The 19,107-nt window shown below is 54.9% G+C and carries 24 protein-coding genes and 1 tRNA gene; 10 read left to right on the top strand and 15 right to left on the bottom strand.

Features of this window, described 5'->3' with window-relative positions; genetic code table 11:
- Nucleotides 1-22 precede the first annotated feature (22 nt).
- Both DESFRDRAFT_RS00915 and DESFRDRAFT_RS22435 read right to left on the bottom strand, forming a co-directional pair.
- Complete coding sequence (locus DESFRDRAFT_RS00915; protein WP_005990220.1) at nt 23-1,042, bottom strand: tyrosine-type recombinase/integrase; 1,020 nt, start codon at nt 1,040-1,042, stop codon at nt 23-25.
- A 108-nt stretch (nt 1,043-1,150) separates the two neighbouring features.
- Nucleotides 1,151-1,240: transfer RNA gene (locus tag DESFRDRAFT_RS22435), tRNA-Sec, on the bottom strand.
- 327 nt (nt 1,241-1,567) lie between these two features.
- On the opposite strand from DESFRDRAFT_RS22435, the gene DESFRDRAFT_RS00910 reads away from it, so the two are divergent.
- Nucleotides 1,568-2,536, top strand: a complete 969-nt coding sequence (locus DESFRDRAFT_RS00910; protein ID WP_158306956.1) for a tyrosine-type recombinase/integrase — start codon at nt 1,568-1,570, stop codon at nt 2,534-2,536.
- Between the two features lie 222 nt (nt 2,537-2,758).
- On the opposite strand, the gene DESFRDRAFT_RS00905 is transcribed toward DESFRDRAFT_RS00910, so the two are convergent.
- The 11 genes from DESFRDRAFT_RS00905 to DESFRDRAFT_RS00860 form a co-directional block, all read right to left on the bottom strand.
- Entirely contained in the window at nt 2,759-2,959 is a 201-nt protein-coding gene (locus DESFRDRAFT_RS00905) for a hypothetical protein (RefSeq protein WP_005990217.1), read from the bottom strand.
- Nucleotides 2,956-4,137: a beta clamp domain-containing protein gene (locus DESFRDRAFT_RS00900; RefSeq protein ID WP_005990216.1), complete on the bottom strand. Its 1,182-nt coding sequence runs from the start codon at nt 4,135-4,137 to the stop codon at nt 2,956-2,958. The genes DESFRDRAFT_RS00905 and DESFRDRAFT_RS00900 overlap by 4 nt, the downstream gene beginning before the upstream one ends.
- Before the next feature lie 2 nt (nt 4,138-4,139).
- Nucleotides 4,140-4,397 carry a hypothetical protein gene (locus DESFRDRAFT_RS22465; RefSeq protein ID WP_158306955.1) on the bottom strand — a complete coding sequence of 86 codons (258 nt, stop codon included), beginning with the start codon at nt 4,395-4,397 and terminating at the stop codon, nt 4,140-4,142.
- A 19-nt stretch (nt 4,398-4,416) separates the two neighbouring features.
- The gene (locus DESFRDRAFT_RS22460; protein WP_005990214.1) at nt 4,417-4,572 is read right to left on the bottom strand and encodes a hypothetical protein; all 156 of its coding nucleotides are present in this window, start codon (nt 4,570-4,572) and stop codon (nt 4,417-4,419) included.
- Complete coding sequence (locus DESFRDRAFT_RS00890; protein WP_005990213.1) at nt 4,562-4,756, bottom strand: hypothetical protein; 195 nt, start codon at nt 4,754-4,756, stop codon at nt 4,562-4,564. The genes DESFRDRAFT_RS22460 and DESFRDRAFT_RS00890 overlap by 11 nt, the downstream gene beginning before the upstream one ends.
- Nucleotides 4,746-4,997: a hypothetical protein gene (locus tag DESFRDRAFT_RS00885; protein WP_005990212.1), complete on the bottom strand. Its 252-nt coding sequence runs from the start codon at nt 4,995-4,997 to the stop codon at nt 4,746-4,748. The genes DESFRDRAFT_RS00890 and DESFRDRAFT_RS00885 overlap by 11 nt, the downstream gene beginning before the upstream one ends.
- A complete protein-coding gene (locus tag DESFRDRAFT_RS00880) occupies nt 4,981-5,421 on the bottom strand; it encodes a hypothetical protein (RefSeq protein WP_005990211.1) in 441 nt (146 codons plus the stop codon). Before DESFRDRAFT_RS00880 ends, DESFRDRAFT_RS00885 begins: the two co-directional genes overlap by 17 nt.
- Complete coding sequence (locus tag DESFRDRAFT_RS00875) at nt 5,418-5,627, bottom strand: hypothetical protein (RefSeq protein ID WP_005990210.1); 210 nt, start codon at nt 5,625-5,627, stop codon at nt 5,418-5,420. The genes DESFRDRAFT_RS00880 and DESFRDRAFT_RS00875 overlap by 4 nt, the downstream gene beginning before the upstream one ends.
- Nucleotides 5,624-6,352: a hypothetical protein gene (locus DESFRDRAFT_RS21710; protein WP_144004873.1), complete on the bottom strand. Its 729-nt coding sequence runs from the start codon at nt 6,350-6,352 to the stop codon at nt 5,624-5,626. The genes DESFRDRAFT_RS00875 and DESFRDRAFT_RS21710 overlap by 4 nt, the downstream gene beginning before the upstream one ends.
- A 2-nt stretch (nt 6,353-6,354) precedes the next feature.
- On the bottom strand, nt 6,355-6,807 hold the full coding sequence (locus DESFRDRAFT_RS00865) for a phage regulatory CII family protein (protein WP_005990208.1): 453 nt from the start codon (nt 6,805-6,807) through the stop codon (nt 6,355-6,357).
- A gap of 232 nt (nt 6,808-7,039) precedes the next feature.
- Nucleotides 7,040-7,339, bottom strand: coding sequence for a hypothetical protein (locus DESFRDRAFT_RS00860; RefSeq protein WP_005990207.1), 300 nt, complete (start codon nt 7,337-7,339; stop codon nt 7,040-7,042).
- 46 nt (nt 7,340-7,385) lie between these two features.
- Between DESFRDRAFT_RS00860 and DESFRDRAFT_RS00855 the strand changes: the two genes are divergently transcribed.
- Complete coding sequence (locus DESFRDRAFT_RS00855; RefSeq protein WP_005990205.1) at nt 7,386-7,682, top strand: hypothetical protein; 297 nt, start codon at nt 7,386-7,388, stop codon at nt 7,680-7,682.
- Nucleotides 7,683-7,750: 68 nt separating this feature from the next.
- On the opposite strand, the gene DESFRDRAFT_RS00850 is transcribed toward DESFRDRAFT_RS00855, so the two are convergent.
- On the bottom strand, nt 7,751-7,996 hold the full coding sequence (locus tag DESFRDRAFT_RS00850; protein ID WP_005990204.1) for a hypothetical protein: 246 nt from the start codon (nt 7,994-7,996) through the stop codon (nt 7,751-7,753).
- A gap of 127 nt (nt 7,997-8,123) precedes the next feature.
- Between DESFRDRAFT_RS00850 and DESFRDRAFT_RS00845 the strand changes: the two genes are divergently transcribed.
- The 4 genes from DESFRDRAFT_RS00845 to DESFRDRAFT_RS20955 all read left to right on the top strand — a co-directional run bounded on the left by DESFRDRAFT_RS00845 (nt 8,124) and on the right by DESFRDRAFT_RS20955 (nt 13,507).
- Nucleotides 8,124-8,615 carry a helix-turn-helix domain-containing protein gene (locus DESFRDRAFT_RS00845; RefSeq protein ID WP_005990203.1) on the top strand — a complete coding sequence of 164 codons (492 nt, stop codon included), beginning with the start codon at nt 8,124-8,126 and terminating at the stop codon, nt 8,613-8,615.
- Between the two features lie 29 nt (nt 8,616-8,644).
- Complete coding sequence (locus tag DESFRDRAFT_RS00840) at nt 8,645-9,724, top strand: type I restriction endonuclease (protein WP_005990202.1); 1,080 nt, start codon at nt 8,645-8,647, stop codon at nt 9,722-9,724.
- A 196-nt stretch (nt 9,725-9,920) separates the two neighbouring features.
- Complete coding sequence (locus DESFRDRAFT_RS20960) at nt 9,921-10,730, top strand: DUF2569 family protein (protein ID WP_005990201.1); 810 nt, start codon at nt 9,921-9,923, stop codon at nt 10,728-10,730.
- Nucleotides 10,731-11,020: 290 nt separating this feature from the next.
- Nucleotides 11,021-13,507, top strand: a complete 2,487-nt coding sequence (locus DESFRDRAFT_RS20955) for a toll/interleukin-1 receptor domain-containing protein (RefSeq protein WP_005990200.1) — start codon at nt 11,021-11,023, stop codon at nt 13,505-13,507.
- A 240-nt stretch (nt 13,508-13,747) separates the two neighbouring features.
- On the opposite strand, the gene DESFRDRAFT_RS00835 is transcribed toward DESFRDRAFT_RS20955, so the two are convergent.
- Complete coding sequence (locus tag DESFRDRAFT_RS00835) at nt 13,748-14,677, bottom strand: HIT family protein (RefSeq protein ID WP_005990198.1); 930 nt, start codon at nt 14,675-14,677, stop codon at nt 13,748-13,750.
- Nucleotides 14,678-14,944: 267 nt separating this feature from the next.
- Here DESFRDRAFT_RS00835 and DESFRDRAFT_RS00830 point away from each other — a divergent pair, with 267 nt between their 5' ends.
- From DESFRDRAFT_RS00830 to DESFRDRAFT_RS21705, 4 genes are all read left to right on the top strand, one after another.
- Nucleotides 14,945-16,417 (top strand): DNA cytosine methyltransferase, encoded by a 1,473-nt coding sequence (locus DESFRDRAFT_RS00830; RefSeq protein WP_005990197.1) that lies wholly within the window; start codon nt 14,945-14,947, stop codon nt 16,415-16,417.
- A gap of 1 nt (nt 16,418) precedes the next feature.
- Nucleotides 16,419-17,537, top strand: a complete 1,119-nt coding sequence (locus DESFRDRAFT_RS00825; protein WP_005990195.1) for a protein NO VEIN domain-containing protein — start codon at nt 16,419-16,421, stop codon at nt 17,535-17,537.
- Nucleotides 17,534-17,962 carry a very short patch repair endonuclease gene (locus DESFRDRAFT_RS00820; RefSeq protein WP_005990193.1) on the top strand — a complete coding sequence of 143 codons (429 nt, stop codon included), beginning with the start codon at nt 17,534-17,536 and terminating at the stop codon, nt 17,960-17,962. The genes DESFRDRAFT_RS00825 and DESFRDRAFT_RS00820 overlap by 4 nt, the downstream gene beginning before the upstream one ends.
- Before the next feature lie 204 nt (nt 17,963-18,166).
- Nucleotides 18,167-19,018 carry an ATP synthase subunit B family protein gene (locus DESFRDRAFT_RS21705; protein ID WP_005990191.1) on the top strand — a complete coding sequence of 284 codons (852 nt, stop codon included), beginning with the start codon at nt 18,167-18,169 and terminating at the stop codon, nt 19,016-19,018.
- Nucleotides 19,019-19,107: the final 89 nt, after the last annotated feature.

The raw sequence follows: 19,107 nt of genomic DNA, 5'->3' as shown, positions 1-19,107 counted from the left end.
TGATCGCTGATTTCGGAAAAAATTAAATATGCCTGACTTCCCCACGCTTCGCGCCATCCAGTCTCGCTGCGAGGTTTGCCGTCCGTAAATGCGTATATCGTGCAAGCATTTGCAATGACTTATGTCCAGTAATAGCCTTGATTTCCATCACGTCCAGGTCCGTATGCTCAAAAAAACGGCTGGTGGCTTCATGGCGTAGATCATGGAACCGCAAGTCCGCCAGCCCGGCCCTTTGACAGGCTTTTGCCATCTTTTTTGATAGTGACTGCGGGACAGTACAACTAGGAAAAACCTTTCCTGAGATATGGCGATGGAGCCCTTGAAACACCTCAATGGCTTTTTTTGACAAGGGGACTGTGCGGCATGTTCCATTCTTTGTGTCTTGCAAAAATACGGCCTTATTACGTAAGTCAACATCTTTCCAAGTAAGTTTGAGGATTTCACCTCGACGCATGGCCGTTTCTAAAGCGATTTTTATTATTGCAGAAAATTCAAAGTCATTGCCAATAGCTTCAAAAAGTTTCTCTTCTTCCCCCTGTTCAAGTCGTCTTTCTCGCCCAGGCGGCAATTTTGGCTTGGCAGCAAGTTGCACCGGATTGGTCAGACTTTCCATGCCCCAATCGCTTTTGGCGAAGTTGAAAAGACGCGAGAGTAGCGCCAGCTCCAAGCGAATCGTGTTGGCCGAGACACCTTCTTTTTCCCGTTCGCGACGATAATCCGCAATATCTTTAGAGCGGATCGTCGCCATGATCCGAAGGCCCAAGGCACGTTTTTTGAGGCGGTCAGCCCGGTATATCTCGCTTTGCGGGTTTTTGAGCCGTGGCAGATACTCTTCTTTGTAGCGGTCGAGACATTCGCCAAGGGTGTAGCCCTCGGCCTCTTTGGTCGAGACGAATTGCCCCTTGGACATTTCGGTCTCAACGCCTTTTGCCCACTGCTCGGCCTCGGCCTTGGTGTCAAAGGTCTTGCACGTCGTGGGGTAGCCGCGCTTGCGAATCCGGGCCTCCCACTGGAGGTTTCCGCGTTTGCGAAATGTAGCCATTTGCTCCACCTCTCTGTTGGAGCAAGTGGAGCAAAATTGGAGCAAAAAATCAATATGGGGGGAGATGGAGGGCTAGGATGCACCGACGAATCGGAAATTATTCAATGATGGCGGAAGCGTATAGGAGTCGAACCTACCGGACGCCTCGCGACGTCCCACTGGATTTGAAGTCCTGTGCTCGACGTTGGACGGACGTCCCTGTGTATCTATATGCGTTGAAAATACTTGAATTCCATGCTTCGACACTTTACGTGCATCTCTATGGTCCCCTATGTACATGGAAAAAGTGGGACCGGAGTGGGACCAGCAATGGCTAGACAATGGATTAAAACAGCATACGTCGGGGTGCGATATAGGAAGGACGGGAATTCTACAGATCGGTATTTCGCTATCCGCTACCGACGCGACGGCATACTGCACGAGGAGGGGCTGGGCTGGGCTTCCGAGGGCTGGAACGCCAAGAAGGCTTCCGAGATGCGGGCGGAGCTGCAACGGGCCCACACGACCGGAGACGGACCGGCTACCTTGGCCGGAAAGCGCGAGTCCGCCAGGATCGCGGCGCGGGAGCAGGAGCAGGCCGAGAAGCAGCGCAACGCGGCCGGAGCGACCTACAAAGAGTTGGTCGAGGCTCACTACATCCCCTGGGCCGAGAGGGAGAAGAAGTCGGCAGCGGCGGACAAGACGCGGCTGAAGCTGCACATCTTCCCCGTCATCGGCGCGCTTACGCTCGACGAGGTGACGCCACAGGTCCTCGAGGCGTTGCGTGACAAGATGGTCGCCTCCCATTGCCGGGCGACAGCCTTGCAGGTGCTGGCTCTCGTGCGCAAGACGTTCAACCATCTTGGACGTCTCGGGCTGCACACCCTGCGAAACCCGGTAGCCCTGGTGAAGCTGCCCCGGCTCGACAACGCCTGTGAACGGTTTTTCACACACGACGAATTCGACCGGTTCCTGGCCGCAGCGGGTAAGCTGGGCAACCCCGACCTGCACGATGCCTGCATCCTGGCCGTTGACACCGGTTTGCGCCTGGGAGAGCTCAACAGGCTTATGCCGGCGGACGTCAACCTTGAGCTTGGTTTTCTGACTGTGCGCGAGGCTGACGGAAAGCCCGGAGGCGTGGTGCCGCTCAACAGCCGCGTGCGCGCAATGTTGCAGAAGCGGCTTCTGACAATAGCGCCGGGGCAGCATATCTTCCGCACGACGCGCGATGGAGACCGGGAGATGTCCAGACGCTTCACCCGGCTGGCCCGCGCACTCGGGCTGAACGACGGCGTCACGGACAGAAGACAGCAATTGACGTTTCATAGTCTGCGCCACACTTTTGGTTCTTGGTTGGCTTTGGCCGACGTGGAACTCTACCGCATCCAAAAGCTCATGCGGCATAAGACTCCGGCGATGGTACAGCGGTACGCGCATCTTCGCCCTTCCTGGCTGGCCTCCGACGTCGAGGTTCTTTGCAAGCCACCATCCCGGCCAGATCACGTTGCAGATTGAGGCCGTGCTTACGCACAAACCATTCCAGTACGTCGCGCATGTCGTAAACGACCTTCTTGCGTCCGAAACTGTAGCGTTTGGCCGGCCCCGTACCGGCCGCGTCGGCATTGCTCAACGTCGCCGGTTTTATGAGGCCTGCGGTGACCTCGTAGACCGCTTCCCTGGCCACCCGCATGGGGAGGCGCGGCAGCCAATCGTCGATCCAATCACGCTCTTCCTGGGTCAGTTCACGGGGTTGCATTCCGGCCTCCTTGTCGGTGTGAATTCTTTGCAATACGCCGTCTTCGGCGTTGGCGCGCCGTCCAGGGAACAAACGTTGTTCCCATGGCCATTGAGCGAGCGGAAATAGACGCACCGGGCGCAGCGCCGCCAACGCTTCCTGACGTAGCGGCGTTCGGCCCGGGCCTGGGCGACGGCTTTCATGCCGCCGCCTCCTCGCTGGTGTAGGCCGCGACGTCATCCTCGCAGCCGATGAAAATCCCGGTCCAGCCTTCCCTGATCTTCCCGCCGTCGTGGAGCGGAAAAACACCGATGGGGTGGACCGGGCCGCCGCAGCAGAGCCGGACCGTTTCCGACGGCGCGCGGCGCAGGAACCGTCCGAACTCCACGCCGGGAACGATAACGCGGAGGGTTTGCGGAACCGAACCGGCCAGCGTTTCCAACGGCTCGAAGCCGCGCACGGCCGGGAGGCAGAGGGACGCGTCGCCCTGGCCGAGGGTGAGGCACATATTCTTGCTCCCCTCGGGCAGGTAGATGGCCAGCCGTTCGGCCGCATCGGCGAAAACCTGGGCGCGGATATCCACGGCGTAGACGTCCTCGACCTTGGCCATGAGCCGGTCCGTTTCGACCCAGACGCCGCGCCGCACGGGCAGGCTCCACCAACCCACGGCGTCGACGAAGAACAGGCGCTTGTCGGAGACGGCCATGGCCCGGGCCGTTTCGATCCATTTTGCGCCGGGGCCCATGCGCCGCGCCTCCACGCCGAAGGCGTCGGGCACGGCCCGCCACCAGCCTTGTTGGCCGCCCTGCCCTGGGACGTCCACGCGCACGAACTGGTGCCCGTCCAGTGCCTCGACCCGAAGCGCCCCGGCTTCGCCAAAAGGCGTGAAGCGCACCTGGTCGAGGCCTTCCTCTTCGTCACCGGCCGAGGGCGCGGCAGCGGCAATGGCAGCGGCCAGCGGCGCCGGATCGAGGGGATGGGTCGTTTCCGGCAGCGGCTCCAACGTCGGCGCGTAGCGCCAGTCGGTCATGGGCAGGCTGGCCCGGGTCCGGCCACAGCGCAGGCGCAGCATACCGGCGTCCGGGTCCGGGGAAAGAATAATTGGGGCGGCCGGCAGGCGGGAAACCAGATCCAGGGATTTCCTGGCCGGGAGGCCGCAGCGGAATGGATCGAATCCCGGAGCGGCCGTCAGCCGACAATGGACGTCCAGGGTGCCGTCCGTGGCCGTGAGGGTGATCCGCCCGTGCGTGCTGGCGGACGCGTCGAACCAGACGTTACCGTTTATGGTGTTTTTCCTGGCCGACGCCGCTACGGCGGATGCGGCCCGGGAGACGGCCGCCAGCAGGTCGTCGCGGAGAATGGAGAGGGTGGCATCGCGCATGGCTACACCCCCAGCGCCCGGGCCTTGCGGCCGAGGTTGTCCAGGCGGTCCAGGGCGTCCAGGCAGTCGCGGGCGGCTTGCTGGGCGTCGGGATGGAGCACCAGGGCATGACGCCCAAGCAGATGGCGCAGCCTAGTTTCCGCCTGGGCGGCGTCGGCCATGGCCTCGGCCGCGTCCAGGTGGAGCTTGAGGGCGCGGATTCCTTCCATGTCGGGCCCTTCCTCCGGGATCTCGGTCAAATCCACACATGATGCGAGCATGCCGGGCACGGTCTTCTCCTTACCGCTCAAACCGGGCGGCGGTTTCCGGGGCGATGTCGATGCGGCGGCCGACGACGCGCTCATGCCGGCCAATCCAGAGCGCCGCGCCGATGGCCAGCACGGCCAAACCCCAGACGATCCACAAGATGGCGAGGGCGATGGCGTCAGGCTGCATGATCGCCCTCCCGCTTTTCGTCCGGTTGCGCGGCGTGGTCTTCGGCCATGGCCAGGGGGATGACCCGGAGCCGCTGGAAAAAGCTGTCCGTGGTGGTCATCGGGGTTTTGGCTGCATTGGTGTAGAGGATGATCGTATGGGTCCGGACGAACTTCATTTCCTGACGCATGGGGTTACGCGGCATCGTCGCGCCCTCCGTCCCTGTCGCCGGCCGGGAGCTGGCGTTCGCGGCAATCGACAGGGGGAATCATGCCGCACGGGACCAGCCGCAGCAGCGCATGACGCCGTACGAGCGCCACGCCCTGGATGGTGCCGAGCGCGCCGCGCAGGGCATGGCGTTGCGACATGGTCAAAAACGGATCAGCGGCCAAAGCGGCCACGGCCGTCTCGGCCTCGGAAAACTTGCGGTCAAGCTGCGTGCGCATGGACGCCTCCGCGACAGGCCGGGCACGTGGCGCGCACGCCCGGGTATTCGGCCACCACGCGCCAGCCGGCCTTGATGTAGTCCGCCGCCGTGCGGCAATCCGTGTCGCCCGAGCGGCGGCAGACCTCGCAGGAAATTTCATGAGGAGCCACGTAGAGCTGGTCCGGGCGCTTGGCGAAGTGGCGCATGACGTCGGCCATGTCGTATTCCATGTCTGGGACCTCTTCGCCGTCCATAGAAACGGTCTTGGCCGGCCGGAGAGAATAATCCGCCTCTATCTCGACCTCGACGATGATTTCGCGCCGGCACTTGGGACAGATGATCGTGTGTTCCTGGGTGTCCTCTCCCCCCATGAAGCCATCCGTCGTGCCAAGGTCCCAAACGGACAATTCCGCTTCGCAGTAGGGGCATTCGTAGACGCTCATTTCCCGCCTCCTCGCCGCTCCAGCAGCCCGAGCGGCACCGGTTTGCGTTCGCCGGCGCAGCGCGCCGCCCATTCCTCGCCCGTCCAGACAATGGCCATGATCCAGGTGGCGCAGCGACCGGAGCGCCACCGCTGGGGCATCCCCACCCGGTCCCCGGGCGCAAAGGGCAACACGCCGGGCAGCGGATCGCGGCCGGAAACACTCATGCCACCGCTCCTTTCCGAAACCGCTCGGGCAGGGAATACGTCCGGTCCCAGCGCATGTGGGCCAGGTGCTCCGGGAAATCCTGGTGGCTCATGAACAGCGGTTCTTCCGGGAAATCGAGAAACGGCCGCTCCTCGTCGTAGTAGGCGGTCGTGTCGTAGCTCATGCCTTCCTGGTACTTGTAGTCGAACCCCGTGCGTTCCCGGGCGAAGGCGAGGATCGCCGCCATGGCCCGATGCCACGGCTCCTGGCCGGGGCCGAACCAGCCCTGCCCGGCGGCCGGAACGACTTCGCAGGCCGGACGCCCCACGAAACGGCCGTACTCCTCGAACAGGTTGAGCACGGCCAAACGCGGCCGGGGCCAGTTGTCCGGGTCCAGGAACACGCGCCACTGTTTGACCGTGAGCGTCAGCTTGAGGCCCTGGCGCGAATCGGGTTCGGGCAGGTCGAAAAGCGACATGCGCCGCGCGCCGCCTTGCTGGCGCATGTCGTGGATGCGAAGGGCTTGCGCTGGCGGGGCTGGCGCGGCCGACGGGGGAACTGTCGGCCGCGCCGGGCCAAACGCGCGGAGGGGGAACGCGTCCGCCGTGACGCCGTTTCGGGTCGACGCCTCGCCAGAGGCCGGGGAGGAAAGCGCTCCCCGGCCAACGGCCGAGGCCGCGCGCGGAGGATGTTCGCGCGGCCCGGAGGCGGCCACTCCCTGGCGAGAGGTCGACGTGGCGGCCATGGTCAGGCGATCTCCAGGGCCTTGTCGAAAGCGATCAAGGCTTGCACGGCTTCGTAGATTTCCTTGTGCACATCGCGCTTGTCCCGGGCGCTGATGTCCCCGTCACCGGACGTCTCGAGAAAAACCCGCATCACGTCCCCGACCTCTTCCACGGCCTTGATGGCCTGCCGGGCCAGGGTGTCCGTCCCCGCCGCCGCGCGCGGCCGGTCGATGACCACGCAGTCCATGCGCGACGCAAGATAGTGCAGCGGTCGTTTCGAGCCGGTCTTGCGCATCAGCGGCAACACCATGTTGGCGTCGAGCTTGAAACCGTCCTGCTGCGAAATCTGGTTCATGAACGTGTTGTAGCGGGAGAAACCAAGCTCCTCCCCGATTTCGCCCGGCGTCAGTCCGGAGGGTGCGTCAAGGACGTCTTCGTGAAGCACCTCGACCAGGGAATCGAATTTGCGTGCCATAGATTCGCCTCTTTCTATCTCGTGGCCGGCCAGGAATCTTCCTGGCAGCGTGGCGGCATGGAACCGCCAGCCCGGGGGCCCGGATGCGCCGACTGCGAGGAATGGGTGTGCACCCTGACCGGCCGTTTTTCGCCTACCGGCTGGATCAAGACATGCATGCGCGCCCGAAAGGAGTGCCGGGAGACGGACCCCGCCTGTGACCGGTTCACGCCATGGCGTGTGGGATCGCTGGTCATGCCGCCTCCGCGTCGGGGACAGGGGACATGATCGCCGGTTGCTTCGGTTTGGGGCCGCGCTTTTTGGGCACAGCCGGGAGCGGCAGCAGGTCCGCCGGGATTCCCTGCGTTACAAGCCATTCGATATGTTCACGTTTCGGCCGCCGCCCGGACAGCACATCGCCCATCGCCCCCCGGGAGATGCCGCGTTTTTCCGCCAACCCCTTCACTTCGATGCCGTTTTCCAAAAGGAAAACTTTCAGGCGCACTTGACGCCTACTTGTTTTGTTGCGTATTTGTTCGCTAAAATCGTTCATCAGATAACCTCTCAGTTGGTTGCCGCCTACCCAAGGGGATGCCGCTATGACTCGTCGCGAATTGATGCTGCGCGCGCTCCTGCAAGCGACCGGGCAGCCTCGTTCCCACCTGGAAGACGTGCTTGATTACGTCGTGGCAACCGAATCCGGCCGGGAGAACATGGATGAAGAGATTTCCTCGGAGGAACAGGCCGTGCTGGAAGCAGCCTTCGCCGATGAGGCTTCCGGAATACTGGCTTGGTACGTGCGCCTGATGACTGGGAATGAGGAGTTGATTCGGAGCAGAGCCCGCGCGTTCCAAAGAGAAAACGCTCCCAAACGGGCCAAGCGTGGGGGGCGTTGAGGAACTCCGGGCATTTCCCGGCAAGAAGGTCGTCCACGGACGGAAGTTCTTGGGTTGCTTGCGGCATGCTAGGCTCCTTCGTGGTGGTGGCGCAAAACCGGGTCTGACCCGATCCACCGGTAGCCGTGCAAGGCCATCCTTTCCGGAATTTGCGCAGGATCTACCCCTGGTTGGTTCTGGTGCACGGGGGTGGCACAAAACTGGCGCAGACCGGCCAATAGCCAGATGAGGATGTCCATGTATGCGGAGGGATTCCCTACTAAGCTGAACCCCGGGGAAGGCAGCGAGGTGGTGTTCATGGTTGCTTGCGGCATGGTTGTCTCCTTGTCGTTTGCGCCCTCCCCTTCCAGGGATGCGGTATGAGCGGACGCGTTGCGTGTCGCTTAATTATGGGGCTAATTAAAAACGTGAACTCTTGTCAACGTTTTTCATGGAAAAAAGATGAAGTCTGACGACACAATCGAGTTCGCATCACGCTTAAGAGAGCTAATTCAGGCTCTTAAGATTAAGGATGTTGAGTTCGCGCTCTCAGGTGGCGTGACCAAACAAACCCTGAGCGGCTACTTAACAGGCAAAAGAGAGCCCGGCAGAAGTACACTCGCGAACTGGGTAAACGCTTTTCATGTGAACGGGACATGGCTCTTGACCGGCGAAGGTGAAATGCTCGGTGACCAGGGGAAGACCGAAACGCCGGCCATCCCATTGGAAGAACTCAGCGAGAAGTTGACCCCCGCCCAGCGGGAGATGCTGACCTATAAGCGGACCATGCAGGAGTTGGGCGCGGTGCCCGAACGGATCATCGATGGCATCGAAGCCATCGCCATGGGCAAAACCCGCGCCCCGAAAAGTAGCTACGCGACGGCCGAACCTCCGGCCGATCCTGGATATAATAACGTCCATGAGCCCGGGTCTGACTTCGGGAAAGACACCTAAGGGGACTATTCAGTAGCAAGGAGAATGGCGTGGACTTCATTGACCAAATCCAGGAACTTGTGAACCGTACTGGCAAGCTCAAAGACCACCTCGGCAACGAGGAGGCGACCAAGACAGCCCTTGTCATGCCGTTCTTACAGACGCTCGGCTATGACGTGTTCAACCCAAAGGAAGTGGTCCCGGAGTTTACCGCTGACCACGGCATCAAGAAAGGCGAGAAAGTCGACTATGCCATCTGCCTCAATGAACAGCCGATCTTCATAATCGAAGTCAAACAATATGGAGCCGACCTGTCCCAGGCTTCTGGTCAGCTCTACCGCTATTTTTCCGTGACCGCCTGCCGCGTGGCGTTGCTTACTGACGGCGCGCGATTCCACTTTTTCACCGACCTGGACGAACCCAATAAGATGGACGACAGGCCGTTCATGATCGTCGACCTGGAAGACCTCGACCTGTCCCTGGTCCCCGAGCTCAAGAAGATGACCAAGGCCCAGTTCGACCTGGAGCAGACCCTCTCCTGTGCCATGGAACTCAAGTACACACGGGAGATCAAGAAGCTGCTGACCAGTGAGCTCGATACCCCATCCGAGGATTTCGCCCGTTTCTTCATTGGCCGGGTCTATACGGGCCGCATGACTGCCGCCGTAAAGGAGCAGTTCACACCGATCATCAAGCGCGCGTTCGCCAAGCTCATCGACGAACGCATCAACGAGCGCCTGAAGGGCGCGATGACCGTGACCACCCCGGCTGCCGAGCCCCCCACAGAAGCGGTGCCGGAGCAGCCTGCCAAGTCGAAGATCGAAACGACGCAGGAAGAAATCGAAGGCTATCTGACCGTCAAGGCGATCCTCCGGGAATGCTGCGACCCTGCCCGCATCGCGGCGCGTGATACGCAAGGCTACATGGGCGTGCTGCTGGACGACACGAACCGGAAGCCGATTTGCCGGCTCCACTTGAACGGTTCAACGAAATACCTCGGCTTGTTCGATGCAGCCAAAAAGGAAGAACGCGTTGCCCTGGAAAGTCTGAACGACATTTTCAAGTACGCGGATCGCATCATGGCGACATTTAAGAGCTACGAAACCCCGGCCAACGGTAAGGCGGAGTAAGGCAGCTTGTTGACGGCGTTTATGCTATCGTGATGAAATGTGTGCTGGCGAGAGGAAGACGAAGGGATACGGGGTGGCCAAGGATCGCGGCCTGCAAGCGAAGATTCCCAGCAAGGTGCAGGAATATGGGGCGAAATTTGGGGAGAGGACATAACGTATAAACCTATTCAGCTAATTGTATTTCACTGAGGATATCGTGGACAAGCCTACAATAGACTCATTAATATCTGCAGGAACAGATTATTGTGAACTCAATGATTTCACCAATGCCTTTAGTTGTTTCAACAAAGTCCTCCAGACAGACAGCACCAACAACGAAGCATTGTTCGGACGTGGAGTTTGCTATTTAAAAACAAACAAAAAAGAAAATGGAGTTGCTGATATTCGAACTGCTGCTAAATTTGGCAACACGTATGCAAAAGAATTTTTAACAACACCATTAGGCGAAAATGATTCCCATAAAGTAAATGGAACTGTCTTTTCACATCCAGATTATTCATCAAAATATTACGGCATCAAAGGCTGGCTAGCGTTTCTTTGTGTCGTTCTGGTTTTGTCGCCACTCCTTACTCTTGGGAAATTTGGAGAAGCCAGCGGCAAATTCAACGAGTTACTAATAAAGTACAAACAATTATCGCAAAGTGTTTCTCCAGATCACCCGAGTTTTTTCAAAATACAGACGACAACTTTAGCACTTATCAAAGCAAAATACATAATCACAACACTCTTTTATTTTTCCTACGCCTTGCTATTTACAGGGATTACAGCCGTTATTTATATTTATAGAAGAAACAAAAAAGGAATAGCCTACGCAAAAGCATATATTGTCGCCACGATAATTATCAACTGTATCTACCCAATCCTCATGTATAAGGCCCTAAACCTTGGAATTGATTTCTTCATAAATACATCTGGAGTTCAATTCATACTATCTCTTTCATTTGGCATTGCCTGGCTGCTATATCTAAATAAATCAAAACGAATAAAAGCCACCTTTGGTGTATGACCATATAAACTAGACACAAAAACCTGTAGCTAAATACACCAGCACCTCCACGAAGAAATGCGAAACAATTAAATTGTTATATTGTGTACCAAGAGCTGCGGCCTGCATGCGAAGGATCCGGACAAGGCTCTGAAAGATGGGGCAGTTTTTGGGAAAGGTTATAATGAATTTATCACTGTATTTCTCTATGAAATTCAATAAACTTTCCGTAAAGGAAAATATTGAATAGCACTAGGCAAATATTTCCAAATCATACCTAGCAAACATCAGCAAAGTACAAGGTTTTTCCAATGATAAAGTGTTTCTTATCACACAGCAGTTCGGACAAAATTCGATACGTTAAGATCGTTGCGGACAATCTTGGTCACGATTACTGTGTCTATGATGAATACACATTTGAAGAGGGGATGAAGTCACTTGATGAAATCATTTCAACACTAGAAAGCTCACAAATTTTTGTTATTTTTTTATCAAATTCAGCGCTTAACTCTAATTGGGTAAAAACTGAATTGCAATTAGCAAAAGACAACCTTTCCAAGGGGACTTTGAGGAAAATTTTTCCTATAATTATCGACAAAGATATTGACTACACTGACGCCAGAATACCGAACTGGATGCGTGCAGAATACAATATCAAGCCCATCTTACGGCCCAAGCTAGCTGCACGCAGAATTGAACAAAAGATTAGAGAATTACTTTGGGAAGACAACCCCATGCAAAAAGACAGAGAGCAATTTTTTGTCGGAAGAAACGAATCGATTGAAGAATTTGAGCAGCGTATATATGATTACGACAGAACAAAGCCAGTCTGTATCATAGCATCGGGCTGGAAAGAAATCGGGAGATCATCTTTTTTAAAACATTGTATACGAAAGCTTGATCTTATCAAACACTCTTACCTGCCCCCCCTCATCGACATGGGCGAACTTGACAGCATCGACGACCTGATCTTGAAAATTGAAAACCTGGGATTTTCTGATACTAACAGCATCGGGAATCTTTCATCGATGGCCAAAGAAGAGAAAATTGACCTTTTATCAAGGCTACTCGTTGATATTAAAAAATGCCGGGAAATACTTTTCATATCAGATCACTTGGCAATAGTATCAAGAAACAATACCATTACCGACTGGTTCTTAAAATTACTCAATAATATAAAATCAATCGACTCGATTGTGATATGCATTCTTTCTTCATATAAAATCAGTTATTCAACATATCGGAACCTAGACCACTTGTTTCATATCCATATTCCCGAGTTGTCATACGACGACAGGAAAAAATTATTAGGAAAATACGCTCGATTTACCCACCTGGAGCTCCCCAAAGAAGAGTTTAAGCACTTTTTAGACCTTCAATTTGGATATCCAGGCCAAGTATATTTCACTGTAGACTTGATAAATAAAGAAGGCATAATAAAGGCAAAACAACAATCCTACCAAATAGTGAATTTCAGCAGAGAAAAAGCTTTTTTACTTTTCCAACACTATACTACAAGGCATTTTGATCTGCTTGCTGTTTTATCAAAGTTTGATTTCATTGACTACAATCTTCTAGATGTATTGGTCGATGGGAAAAGTGATTATAAGCAGGCATTGTCTGACTTTTTTAACGACTCAGTGTGCGAACACATAGGTGCGAACAAAGAATATATCAAAGTCAGTGATATAATTCGTGACTATGTATTACGGCATAGGATTGACGTGCCACACGAATTTCATGAACGCATAAAGAAACATGTCGATGAATTCATAGACACTATCAAAGAAGAAAATTTCGACTTGGCCGACTATTTTTTTTCATTAAAAGAAAAGCTAAAAGACGATATAAATTTTCAATCAAAATTCTTGATACCTTCACATTTTATACGTGTAATCAAAGATCTTTACGACAGAGGGAAAAGATATAACGATGTCATAACCCTGGCAAATAAAGTACTAAGAGGACCACAACAAATTGAAAAAAATATTGTTGACAAAATTCGCTATTACTTATGCCTTTCTTTGGCGCGCACTCGAAACACTAAATGCCTTTCAGAAGTCCAGAAACTATCTGAACCGGAACATAGTTTTATTAAGGGATTCTACTATAGACACATGCGAAGATATGCCGATGCAATAAGTTGTTTTGAAAAAGTTTTAGAAATAAACAGTAGATTTTTGCCTGCAAAAAATGAACTTGTTGGCGCGCTTATATCTCTTGAGGAATTTGACCAAGCACTTATTCTTGCAACCCAGGTTTACCAAGCCGAAAAAACAAATCCTTTCTACATACAAGCTTATTTCAATTGTTTAGTTCACCAAGACAGAGCCGACGCCATCGATGCTGAAATACAAGAATTATTTAAAGCCATGGACAATGTTGCACTAGAGAAAGCCAAGGAAATGAATGCTTCAATGCATGCTTTATATCAAGCTTTTTATTTAAAAGACAAAGCAGCTTCGCTCGACATAATTAATGATACAATATCACAACATCCAGAATCAACTTATCCACTAATTAACAAATTCAGAATTTGCAACTTTTTTGACGATATTTTGTGTATGGAAGAAACATTAACTCAGCTGGGAAAATATATTAACGAAAAATCTCAGTTTTATTTTTTCTTGATAAGTGCTCAATCCCAATTAATTGCCAAAAAAACAACTATTAGCGATGCTTTTGTCCATATAGATTCTAAGCTTTCATCTTTCCCTCTATCAGCAAGAAATACCTTAAAAGAAAAAATTCGAAAAAATAAAACCATAGGCCTTTTTCTTGACGAAGAGTCAGTCTAAAAACAATTCATACAAATTTTTAAAAACTTTTGATTGGCTGTCCATTTTAAAACCAATAAAGCATTAAGCTGTCACGAATAGCAACGGGACTGTTGCATGCCATCGCCCCCCCCTTTCCAATCAACATGGTCCTGCGGTATTTTTAGTTGAGGGACCCCAGAGTAGAAATTGCCAACTGCGAATTGCTTTCTTTTCTGAACTACTGTCTAGCGTAACACAGAACCGGCATACTTTTTTCTGCTAATAGCCCATCTTCCCCGGAATCACCCCTCTTACCCCGCCGCGTGGATGCTCCGTATCTCCGTCCCGTCTCGGGATGAGATGGATATGCACATGAAACACGGTCTGCCCGGCAGATGCGCCGGCGTTCATGCCGATGTTGAAGCCGGTGATGCTGCGGTCGTCCTCGCTTAGCCGGTTCCTGAGTATCCGCAGCAGACTGTCGGCGTCGTTGCGCTCTGCCTGGGACATGGAAAACCAGTCCGGCGTATGGCGCTTTGTGATGACGAGCAGGTGTCCGGCGGTCACCGGAAAGCCGTCCGGAATGGCCACCACGGAATCATACGCCTCTACGATCCGGCTTTCGATGGCCTCAAAGCAGAACGGGCAACCAGGAACCGCCTCCTCACGCACAAGGGGGCGATAGTCCGTGTCCTCCTTGTTCCCTTTGGCCCTGTTGCAGCGGGAGCAAAGCACCTGCAGGTTGGCGTATTCGTTCTTGCCGCCCTTGGACCGGGGCTTGATATGGTCCACGTCCAGGGGGCGGTCCTTGTTCGTGGCCCCGCACAGCGCGCACCGGCCGCCTGATTCCGCCAGGACCCGATTGCGCAGACTCCCGGGCACGGGCTCGGTCTCCAGCATCCGATATTCCCAGATACCCAGGCCCCGCTTGAGCATGTACTCCTGAAGCTTACGGTCGCAGAGCATGCGGATCTGGGTCTTCTCCTCAAAGGAAAGCCGCCCCGCCGTCAGCTCCACCAGTTCGCCGTGCGACGCCACCACCCCGTGCCGCCGCAGCACCTTGAGCGGCATCTCCTTGATCTTCCGCTCATAAAAAACAATCTGGCTCTCGTCCTGCCCCAGAAAGGCCAGCGCCAGTTGCCGGATGGTCGCCGATCCCCCGGCATCCACCAGCGAACGAATCAGCAGCGGCTGGTAGATATGCTGCATCGTCATCCTGTGTTCGAGAAAGTCCACCAATTCGTCGAATCGCATCGGATATGCCCACTGTTGGAAGTTTTTCCCCTCGGCTGCGGCCTGGCTATCCTGGTACCCGGGCACAGGCTGACGAGTCAAAGCGTGGCTGATCAGATCATCCGTCCCTGTGGCCTGCCGGTCCCCTGCGCCACGTTTTGACTCCGGCCTTCCCCGATGCTATCCGACTTCCGGATCAGGACCAGCCATTCCGCCCCCGGCTGTGTCCCCGGAGACTCCTGGATGTACCCGATTATCCAACAAAAAATTGATCGCCTTCGCGCCGGCGCTTCTCCCCGTGTCCTGGATCTCTTTGCCGGCTGCGGCGGCATCTCCCTGGGATTCAGGACCGCCGGCTATGAGCTGCGCGCCGCCATTGAAATGGACCCTGTTGCCGCCGCATCCCATGCCCTGAACTTCTACCCGGACCTGGAAGGTGAGGACAAAAAACGCCACGCCCAAAGCCGGGACATCGTCAAGACCGAACCCCATTCCTTCATGCTTGAAATGGGCTGTCCGGAACCGGAAGAGGCCATCGACGTCGTCGTCGGCGGCCCCCCCTGCCAAGCCTTCGCCCGCGTCGGCCGGGCCAAGCTGCGGGAAGTGGCCGAACATCCCCACGCCTTCATTAAGGACCCCCGCAGCAACCTCTACCTGCGCTACCTGGAGTTCATCAAACAGCTCAAACCTGTGGCCCTTCTCGTGGAAAACGTACCTGACGTCCTCAACCACGGTGGCCACAACATCTACGAGGAAATTTGCGAGGTCCTGGAGGAACTGGGCTACACCTGCGGCTACACCTTGCTCAATTCCGTGCATTACGGCGTTCCCGAGATGCGCGAACGGGCCTTTCTTATCGGCTATGCCGCCGGCATTGCGGAGCGGATTCGTTTTCCCGAACCGACCCGCCGGCATGAACTCCCCAGGGGCTACGAGGGCTCCAGACAGGTCGCGCTCAAGTATCTGCCCGATAACGGCAACGGCGTATTAAGCCTCCTGGACAACAAATCGCGCTTCCTGCCAACGCCCGAACGAGGTCCCCATCTGCCACCCGCGGTTACGGCCAGGGAGGCGCTGCAGGACCTGCCGCCCATCACCGGCCACCTGAACGGAAAGCTGAAAAAGGGTCCCCGCCGCTTCGACAGCCTGTTGCCCTATGATGAATCCCGCCCCATAACGGATTACGGGAGACTCATGCGCTCCTGGCCGGGCTTTGAAAGCAGCGTTGGAATCTCCGACCACGTCATACGCTTCCTGCCGCGCGACTACGCCATCTTCGCCAGGATGCGGCCCGGCGACCAGTACCCGGAGGCCCACCGGCACGCGATTGCGCTGTTCAACGAAAAGCTTGCCGCTCTCCAGGCCAAAGGGCTTGCTCCCACCAAGAATTCAAAAGAATACATGCAACTCTGGAAGGGTACCGTTCCTCCTTACGACCCCGACAAGTTCCCCAACAAATGGCGCAAGATGGAGGCGGACTGCCCCGCCCGGACCCTGATGGCCCACCTGGGGAAGGACAGCTATTCCCATATCCATTACGACAGCCGGCAGGCCAGGACCATATCCGTACGCGAGGCCGCAAGGCTCCAGTCCTTCCCGGACGGATTCGTGTTCGTCGGCCCGATGAACCCCGGCTTCCGCCAGATCGGCAACGCCGTCCCCCCGCTTATGGCCAAGGCCTTGGCGGAAATCATGCTCAAAACCCTGCGAGGCTGAAGTGTCCGGTAAAATCGCCCTGAAACGCCTGACCCGTTCGGACCTGACGATCTTTCAGCACCATTTGGCCTTCCAACACGCGGGAAAGCAGAAATCCATCAATCTGAATGCCGATGTCTTCGTCAAGCAGCTGTTCCCCGCGCTGCCCGAGACCGAGGAGGGAAAGGCCGGCTATCTCGGCCTGGATCTCCTGCTTCTTGGTCCGGGACTTCATGGGGCTTTGCGGCTGCAGCGCAAGATCATCAAGGGCGGCAGCTACAAAAACTGGCGGCTCAACGGCGAGATCATCCCGACGGCTGTCACGGCGGACCGATTCGACCCTCTTGCCCAGGGCGATTTTGTCATCTTTGACTTCTCAGGCGACATCATCCCCACTTCCGCCCGTCTTCTCTTTGTCGCTGCCGCGATTGCGGCAGATGCCCCGCTTCATGCCCTCCTGGAAAATCGTCTCGGCCCCAAACGGATGGTTCCTTTCACGGCCCCTGAACTGGAAACCCTGATCGACATGGCCGCGCTGCCGGATGATCACCCGGCCCAGGAGTTCACCCTGGGAGGGGCGATCGAGGACGCCGCCCTGGGAGGGGTTGAAGGTACGGAACGGCTGTTCCGCCGTCGTTCCGGCACCATGATGACCCGGGAGACATTGCAGCGTGCCCGACAGAATGCCGAGACGCTCGGCCGTGACGGGGAGGCGCTCATTGACGCCTGGCTCGGACAGCAGAAGCGGGCCGGCCTGGTCAGGGAATATACCTGGATTTCCGATGCCAACGCTGTCGCACCCTACGACTTCACCCTCGTGGATGCAGCCGGCAATGAAATCCGTCTGGATGTCAAATCCACCACCGGGCCGTTCGAGCGCCCCCTGCACGTTTCCATGGCCGAGCTTCTGGAAATGGCCGACGAGGGCCGGCGTTATGACCTCTACCGGATTTACGGCCTGGAAGAAGGGACTGCCAGACTCCGCATCGCCGGAGACCTGTCGGGTTTCGCGACCTCTTTGATCCGGGTGTTCGGAGATCTGCCGGCCGGTGTCACCCCGGACGGCGTGTCCATCGCTCCGGAGTCCCTGCCCTTCGGTGATGAAATTCCGATCAGTCTGTCCGATGATGACGAGGAATGACCGTGGCCGAAAGCGACGAACGGACCGATGTCCTCACAGAGGAACAGCGCCGGCGTTGCATGGCCGCCAACAAGGGCAGGAACACAAAGCCCGAATTACTGCTCCGGAAAAAGCTTTGGAGCCTCGGCCTCCGTTACCGCATCGGGCACAATCTGCCCGGAAGGCCCGACATCGTTTTCGTCTCACGCCGGCTTGCCATCTTTGTCGATGGCTGCTTCTGGCATCGCTGTCCGGAACATTTCCGGATGCCGAAAACAAATCATGATTTCTGGGAAAGAAAGATTTCCCGCAACGTCTCCCGTGATGCCGAGGTCACTGCACAACTGGCAGCGGCCGGCTGGCAGGTGCTACGTATCTGGGAACATGAGTTGCGTCAGGATTTTGATGGTGTCGTCATCCGCATCCAGCGGACCATCGGTCAATAAGCCAACCTTCCCACACGCCCTTGTCTCGTTTTGATATCTATTTGTAATCGTTTGCTGATTTTTTTATTGTATTTTTATATTTTATAGTTGATATAATATCCGACAGTGGTATCCTCCTCGTGGAGGCTCATACACCAGCACCACCACAACTAACTTATTATCAGAGTTTATTTAAGAAACAAAACTTAACAAAGGAAGATCACCATGTCCGAGGCTAACGATCAAGAAAAAAGAATTGGAATGTCACTCGATGAATATGAACGTGTCCTTAGAGTTAAAATACTGGAGGAAATCAAATATGACATAGAAAATTGGGCGTTTAAAAAATTCAAATTATGGGGTATTGTTGTTACGATCATTTCTTTATTTGGATTGACATTCATGGTGAAAGAAATCTTCACAAGCATGATGAAAGAAAGAATGTCTGGGATTGAAACTGCAACACTACAAGCATCAAATGCCGCTCTTAAAGCTGAAATAGCCGCAGAAGATGCCCATAAAAGAATGGAGAAAATAAGGAGTTCGATAGAGGCATTTGACGATGAAACAAAATCGACTATAGGCAAGTTGTCTATGACCTTAAACAAAAAAACAAAAGAAATAGAAGAATCCCTTCAGAATATTGATGGCAAGATTAGTAGTGCCAAGCGTCAACTGGACGTCACCTCTAGTTTAACAAAGTCAACAGCGCAAGGCCTTGAACAGTCCGGCACAGATAAAAAAATACAGACCGCTGTAGCCCAACTTAATGAAATTGCAAGCAATTCGAACTACAAAGTCTTTGTATATCATGTTGATGGACAATTAACAGACTCACAGTCTGCCACATCTTTATTGACAAAGCAGGGGTTTCAGTCTTCGAATATCCTTTCCTCCCTTGAAGAGTCAGGAGACAAAATGGCCAAAAACACAATCCGTATAATATATGATAAACGAGGGGAAAATATTGTCAAAAGCATCCAGGGTGAGTTGTCTAAAATGTTTCCGGATCGTGTAGTCACAGACGCCTCTCCCAAAGAAAAATTATCTCAGGATGTTCAAGTGTTGTTTTATTAGTGTTTGCTCCAACGCTGAACGAGATTGCCCGTCCTTCATGTGGGCCGGCATCGACTGGTCCGTCGGCAGAGGCTGGCCCCCAGGCAGAC

The sequence above is a fragment of the Solidesulfovibrio fructosivorans JJ] genome, from assembly GCF_000179555.1.
Lineage (GTDB): Bacteria > Desulfobacterota > Desulfovibrionia > Desulfovibrionales > Desulfovibrionaceae > Solidesulfovibrio > Solidesulfovibrio fructosivorans.
This window is presented reverse-complemented; position numbering and strand designations above follow the sequence as displayed.

What these genes read in the sequence shown, in the direction of transcription:
- DESFRDRAFT_RS21705 (WP_005990191.1), top strand. Translation starts at nt 18,167, where the DNA reads ATGTCCGAGGCTAACGATCAAGAAAAAAGAATTGGAATGTCACTCGAT.
- DESFRDRAFT_RS00875 (WP_005990210.1), bottom strand. Translation starts at nt 5,627, where the DNA reads ATGAGTGTTTCCGGCCGCGATCCGCTGCCCGGCGTGTTGCCCTTTGCG.
- DESFRDRAFT_RS00865 (WP_005990208.1), bottom strand. Translation starts at nt 6,807, where the DNA reads ATGGCACGCAAATTCGATTCCCTGGTCGAGGTGCTTCACGAAGACGTC.
- DESFRDRAFT_RS00820 (WP_005990193.1), top strand. Translation starts at nt 17,534, where the DNA reads ATGACCGTGGCCGAAAGCGACGAACGGACCGATGTCCTCACAGAGGAA.
- DESFRDRAFT_RS21710 (WP_144004873.1), bottom strand. Translation starts at nt 6,352, where the DNA reads ATGGCCGCCACGTCGACCTCTCGCCAGGGAGTGGCCGCCTCCGGGCCG.
- DESFRDRAFT_RS00885 (WP_005990212.1), bottom strand. Translation starts at nt 4,997, where the DNA reads ATGCGCACGCAGCTTGACCGCAAGTTTTCCGAGGCCGAGACGGCCGTG.
- DESFRDRAFT_RS00850 (WP_005990204.1), bottom strand. Translation starts at nt 7,996, where the DNA reads ATGCCGCAAGCAACCATGAACACCACCTCGCTGCCTTCCCCGGGGTTC.
- DESFRDRAFT_RS00905 (WP_005990217.1), bottom strand. Translation starts at nt 2,959, where the DNA reads ATGAAAGCCGTCGCCCAGGCCCGGGCCGAACGCCGCTACGTCAGGAAG.
- DESFRDRAFT_RS00915 (WP_005990220.1), bottom strand. Translation starts at nt 1,042, where the DNA reads ATGGCTACATTTCGCAAACGCGGAAACCTCCAGTGGGAGGCCCGGATT.
- DESFRDRAFT_RS20955 (WP_005990200.1), top strand. Translation starts at nt 11,021, where the DNA reads ATGATAAAGTGTTTCTTATCACACAGCAGTTCGGACAAAATTCGATAC.
- DESFRDRAFT_RS00900 (WP_005990216.1), bottom strand. Translation starts at nt 4,137, where the DNA reads ATGCGCGATGCCACCCTCTCCATTCTCCGCGACGACCTGCTGGCGGCC.
- DESFRDRAFT_RS00855 (WP_005990205.1), top strand. Translation starts at nt 7,386, where the DNA reads ATGACTCGTCGCGAATTGATGCTGCGCGCGCTCCTGCAAGCGACCGGG.
- DESFRDRAFT_RS00835 (WP_005990198.1), bottom strand. Translation starts at nt 14,677, where the DNA reads ATGCAGCATATCTACCAGCCGCTGCTGATTCGTTCGCTGGTGGATGCC.
- DESFRDRAFT_RS22465 (WP_158306955.1), bottom strand. Translation starts at nt 4,397, where the DNA reads ATGCTCGCATCATGTGTGGATTTGACCGAGATCCCGGAGGAAGGGCCC.
- DESFRDRAFT_RS00880 (WP_005990211.1), bottom strand. Translation starts at nt 5,421, where the DNA reads ATGAGCGTCTACGAATGCCCCTACTGCGAAGCGGAATTGTCCGTTTGG.
- DESFRDRAFT_RS00890 (WP_005990213.1), bottom strand. Translation starts at nt 4,756, where the DNA reads ATGCCGCGTAACCCCATGCGTCAGGAAATGAAGTTCGTCCGGACCCAT.
- DESFRDRAFT_RS00860 (WP_005990207.1), bottom strand. Translation starts at nt 7,339, where the DNA reads ATGAACGATTTTAGCGAACAAATACGCAACAAAACAAGTAGGCGTCAA.
- DESFRDRAFT_RS00845 (WP_005990203.1), top strand. Translation starts at nt 8,124, where the DNA reads ATGAAGTCTGACGACACAATCGAGTTCGCATCACGCTTAAGAGAGCTA.
- DESFRDRAFT_RS22460 (WP_005990214.1), bottom strand. Translation starts at nt 4,572, where the DNA reads ATGCAGCCTGACGCCATCGCCCTCGCCATCTTGTGGATCGTCTGGGGT.
- DESFRDRAFT_RS00830 (WP_005990197.1), top strand. Translation starts at nt 14,945, where the DNA reads ATGTACCCGATTATCCAACAAAAAATTGATCGCCTTCGCGCCGGCGCT.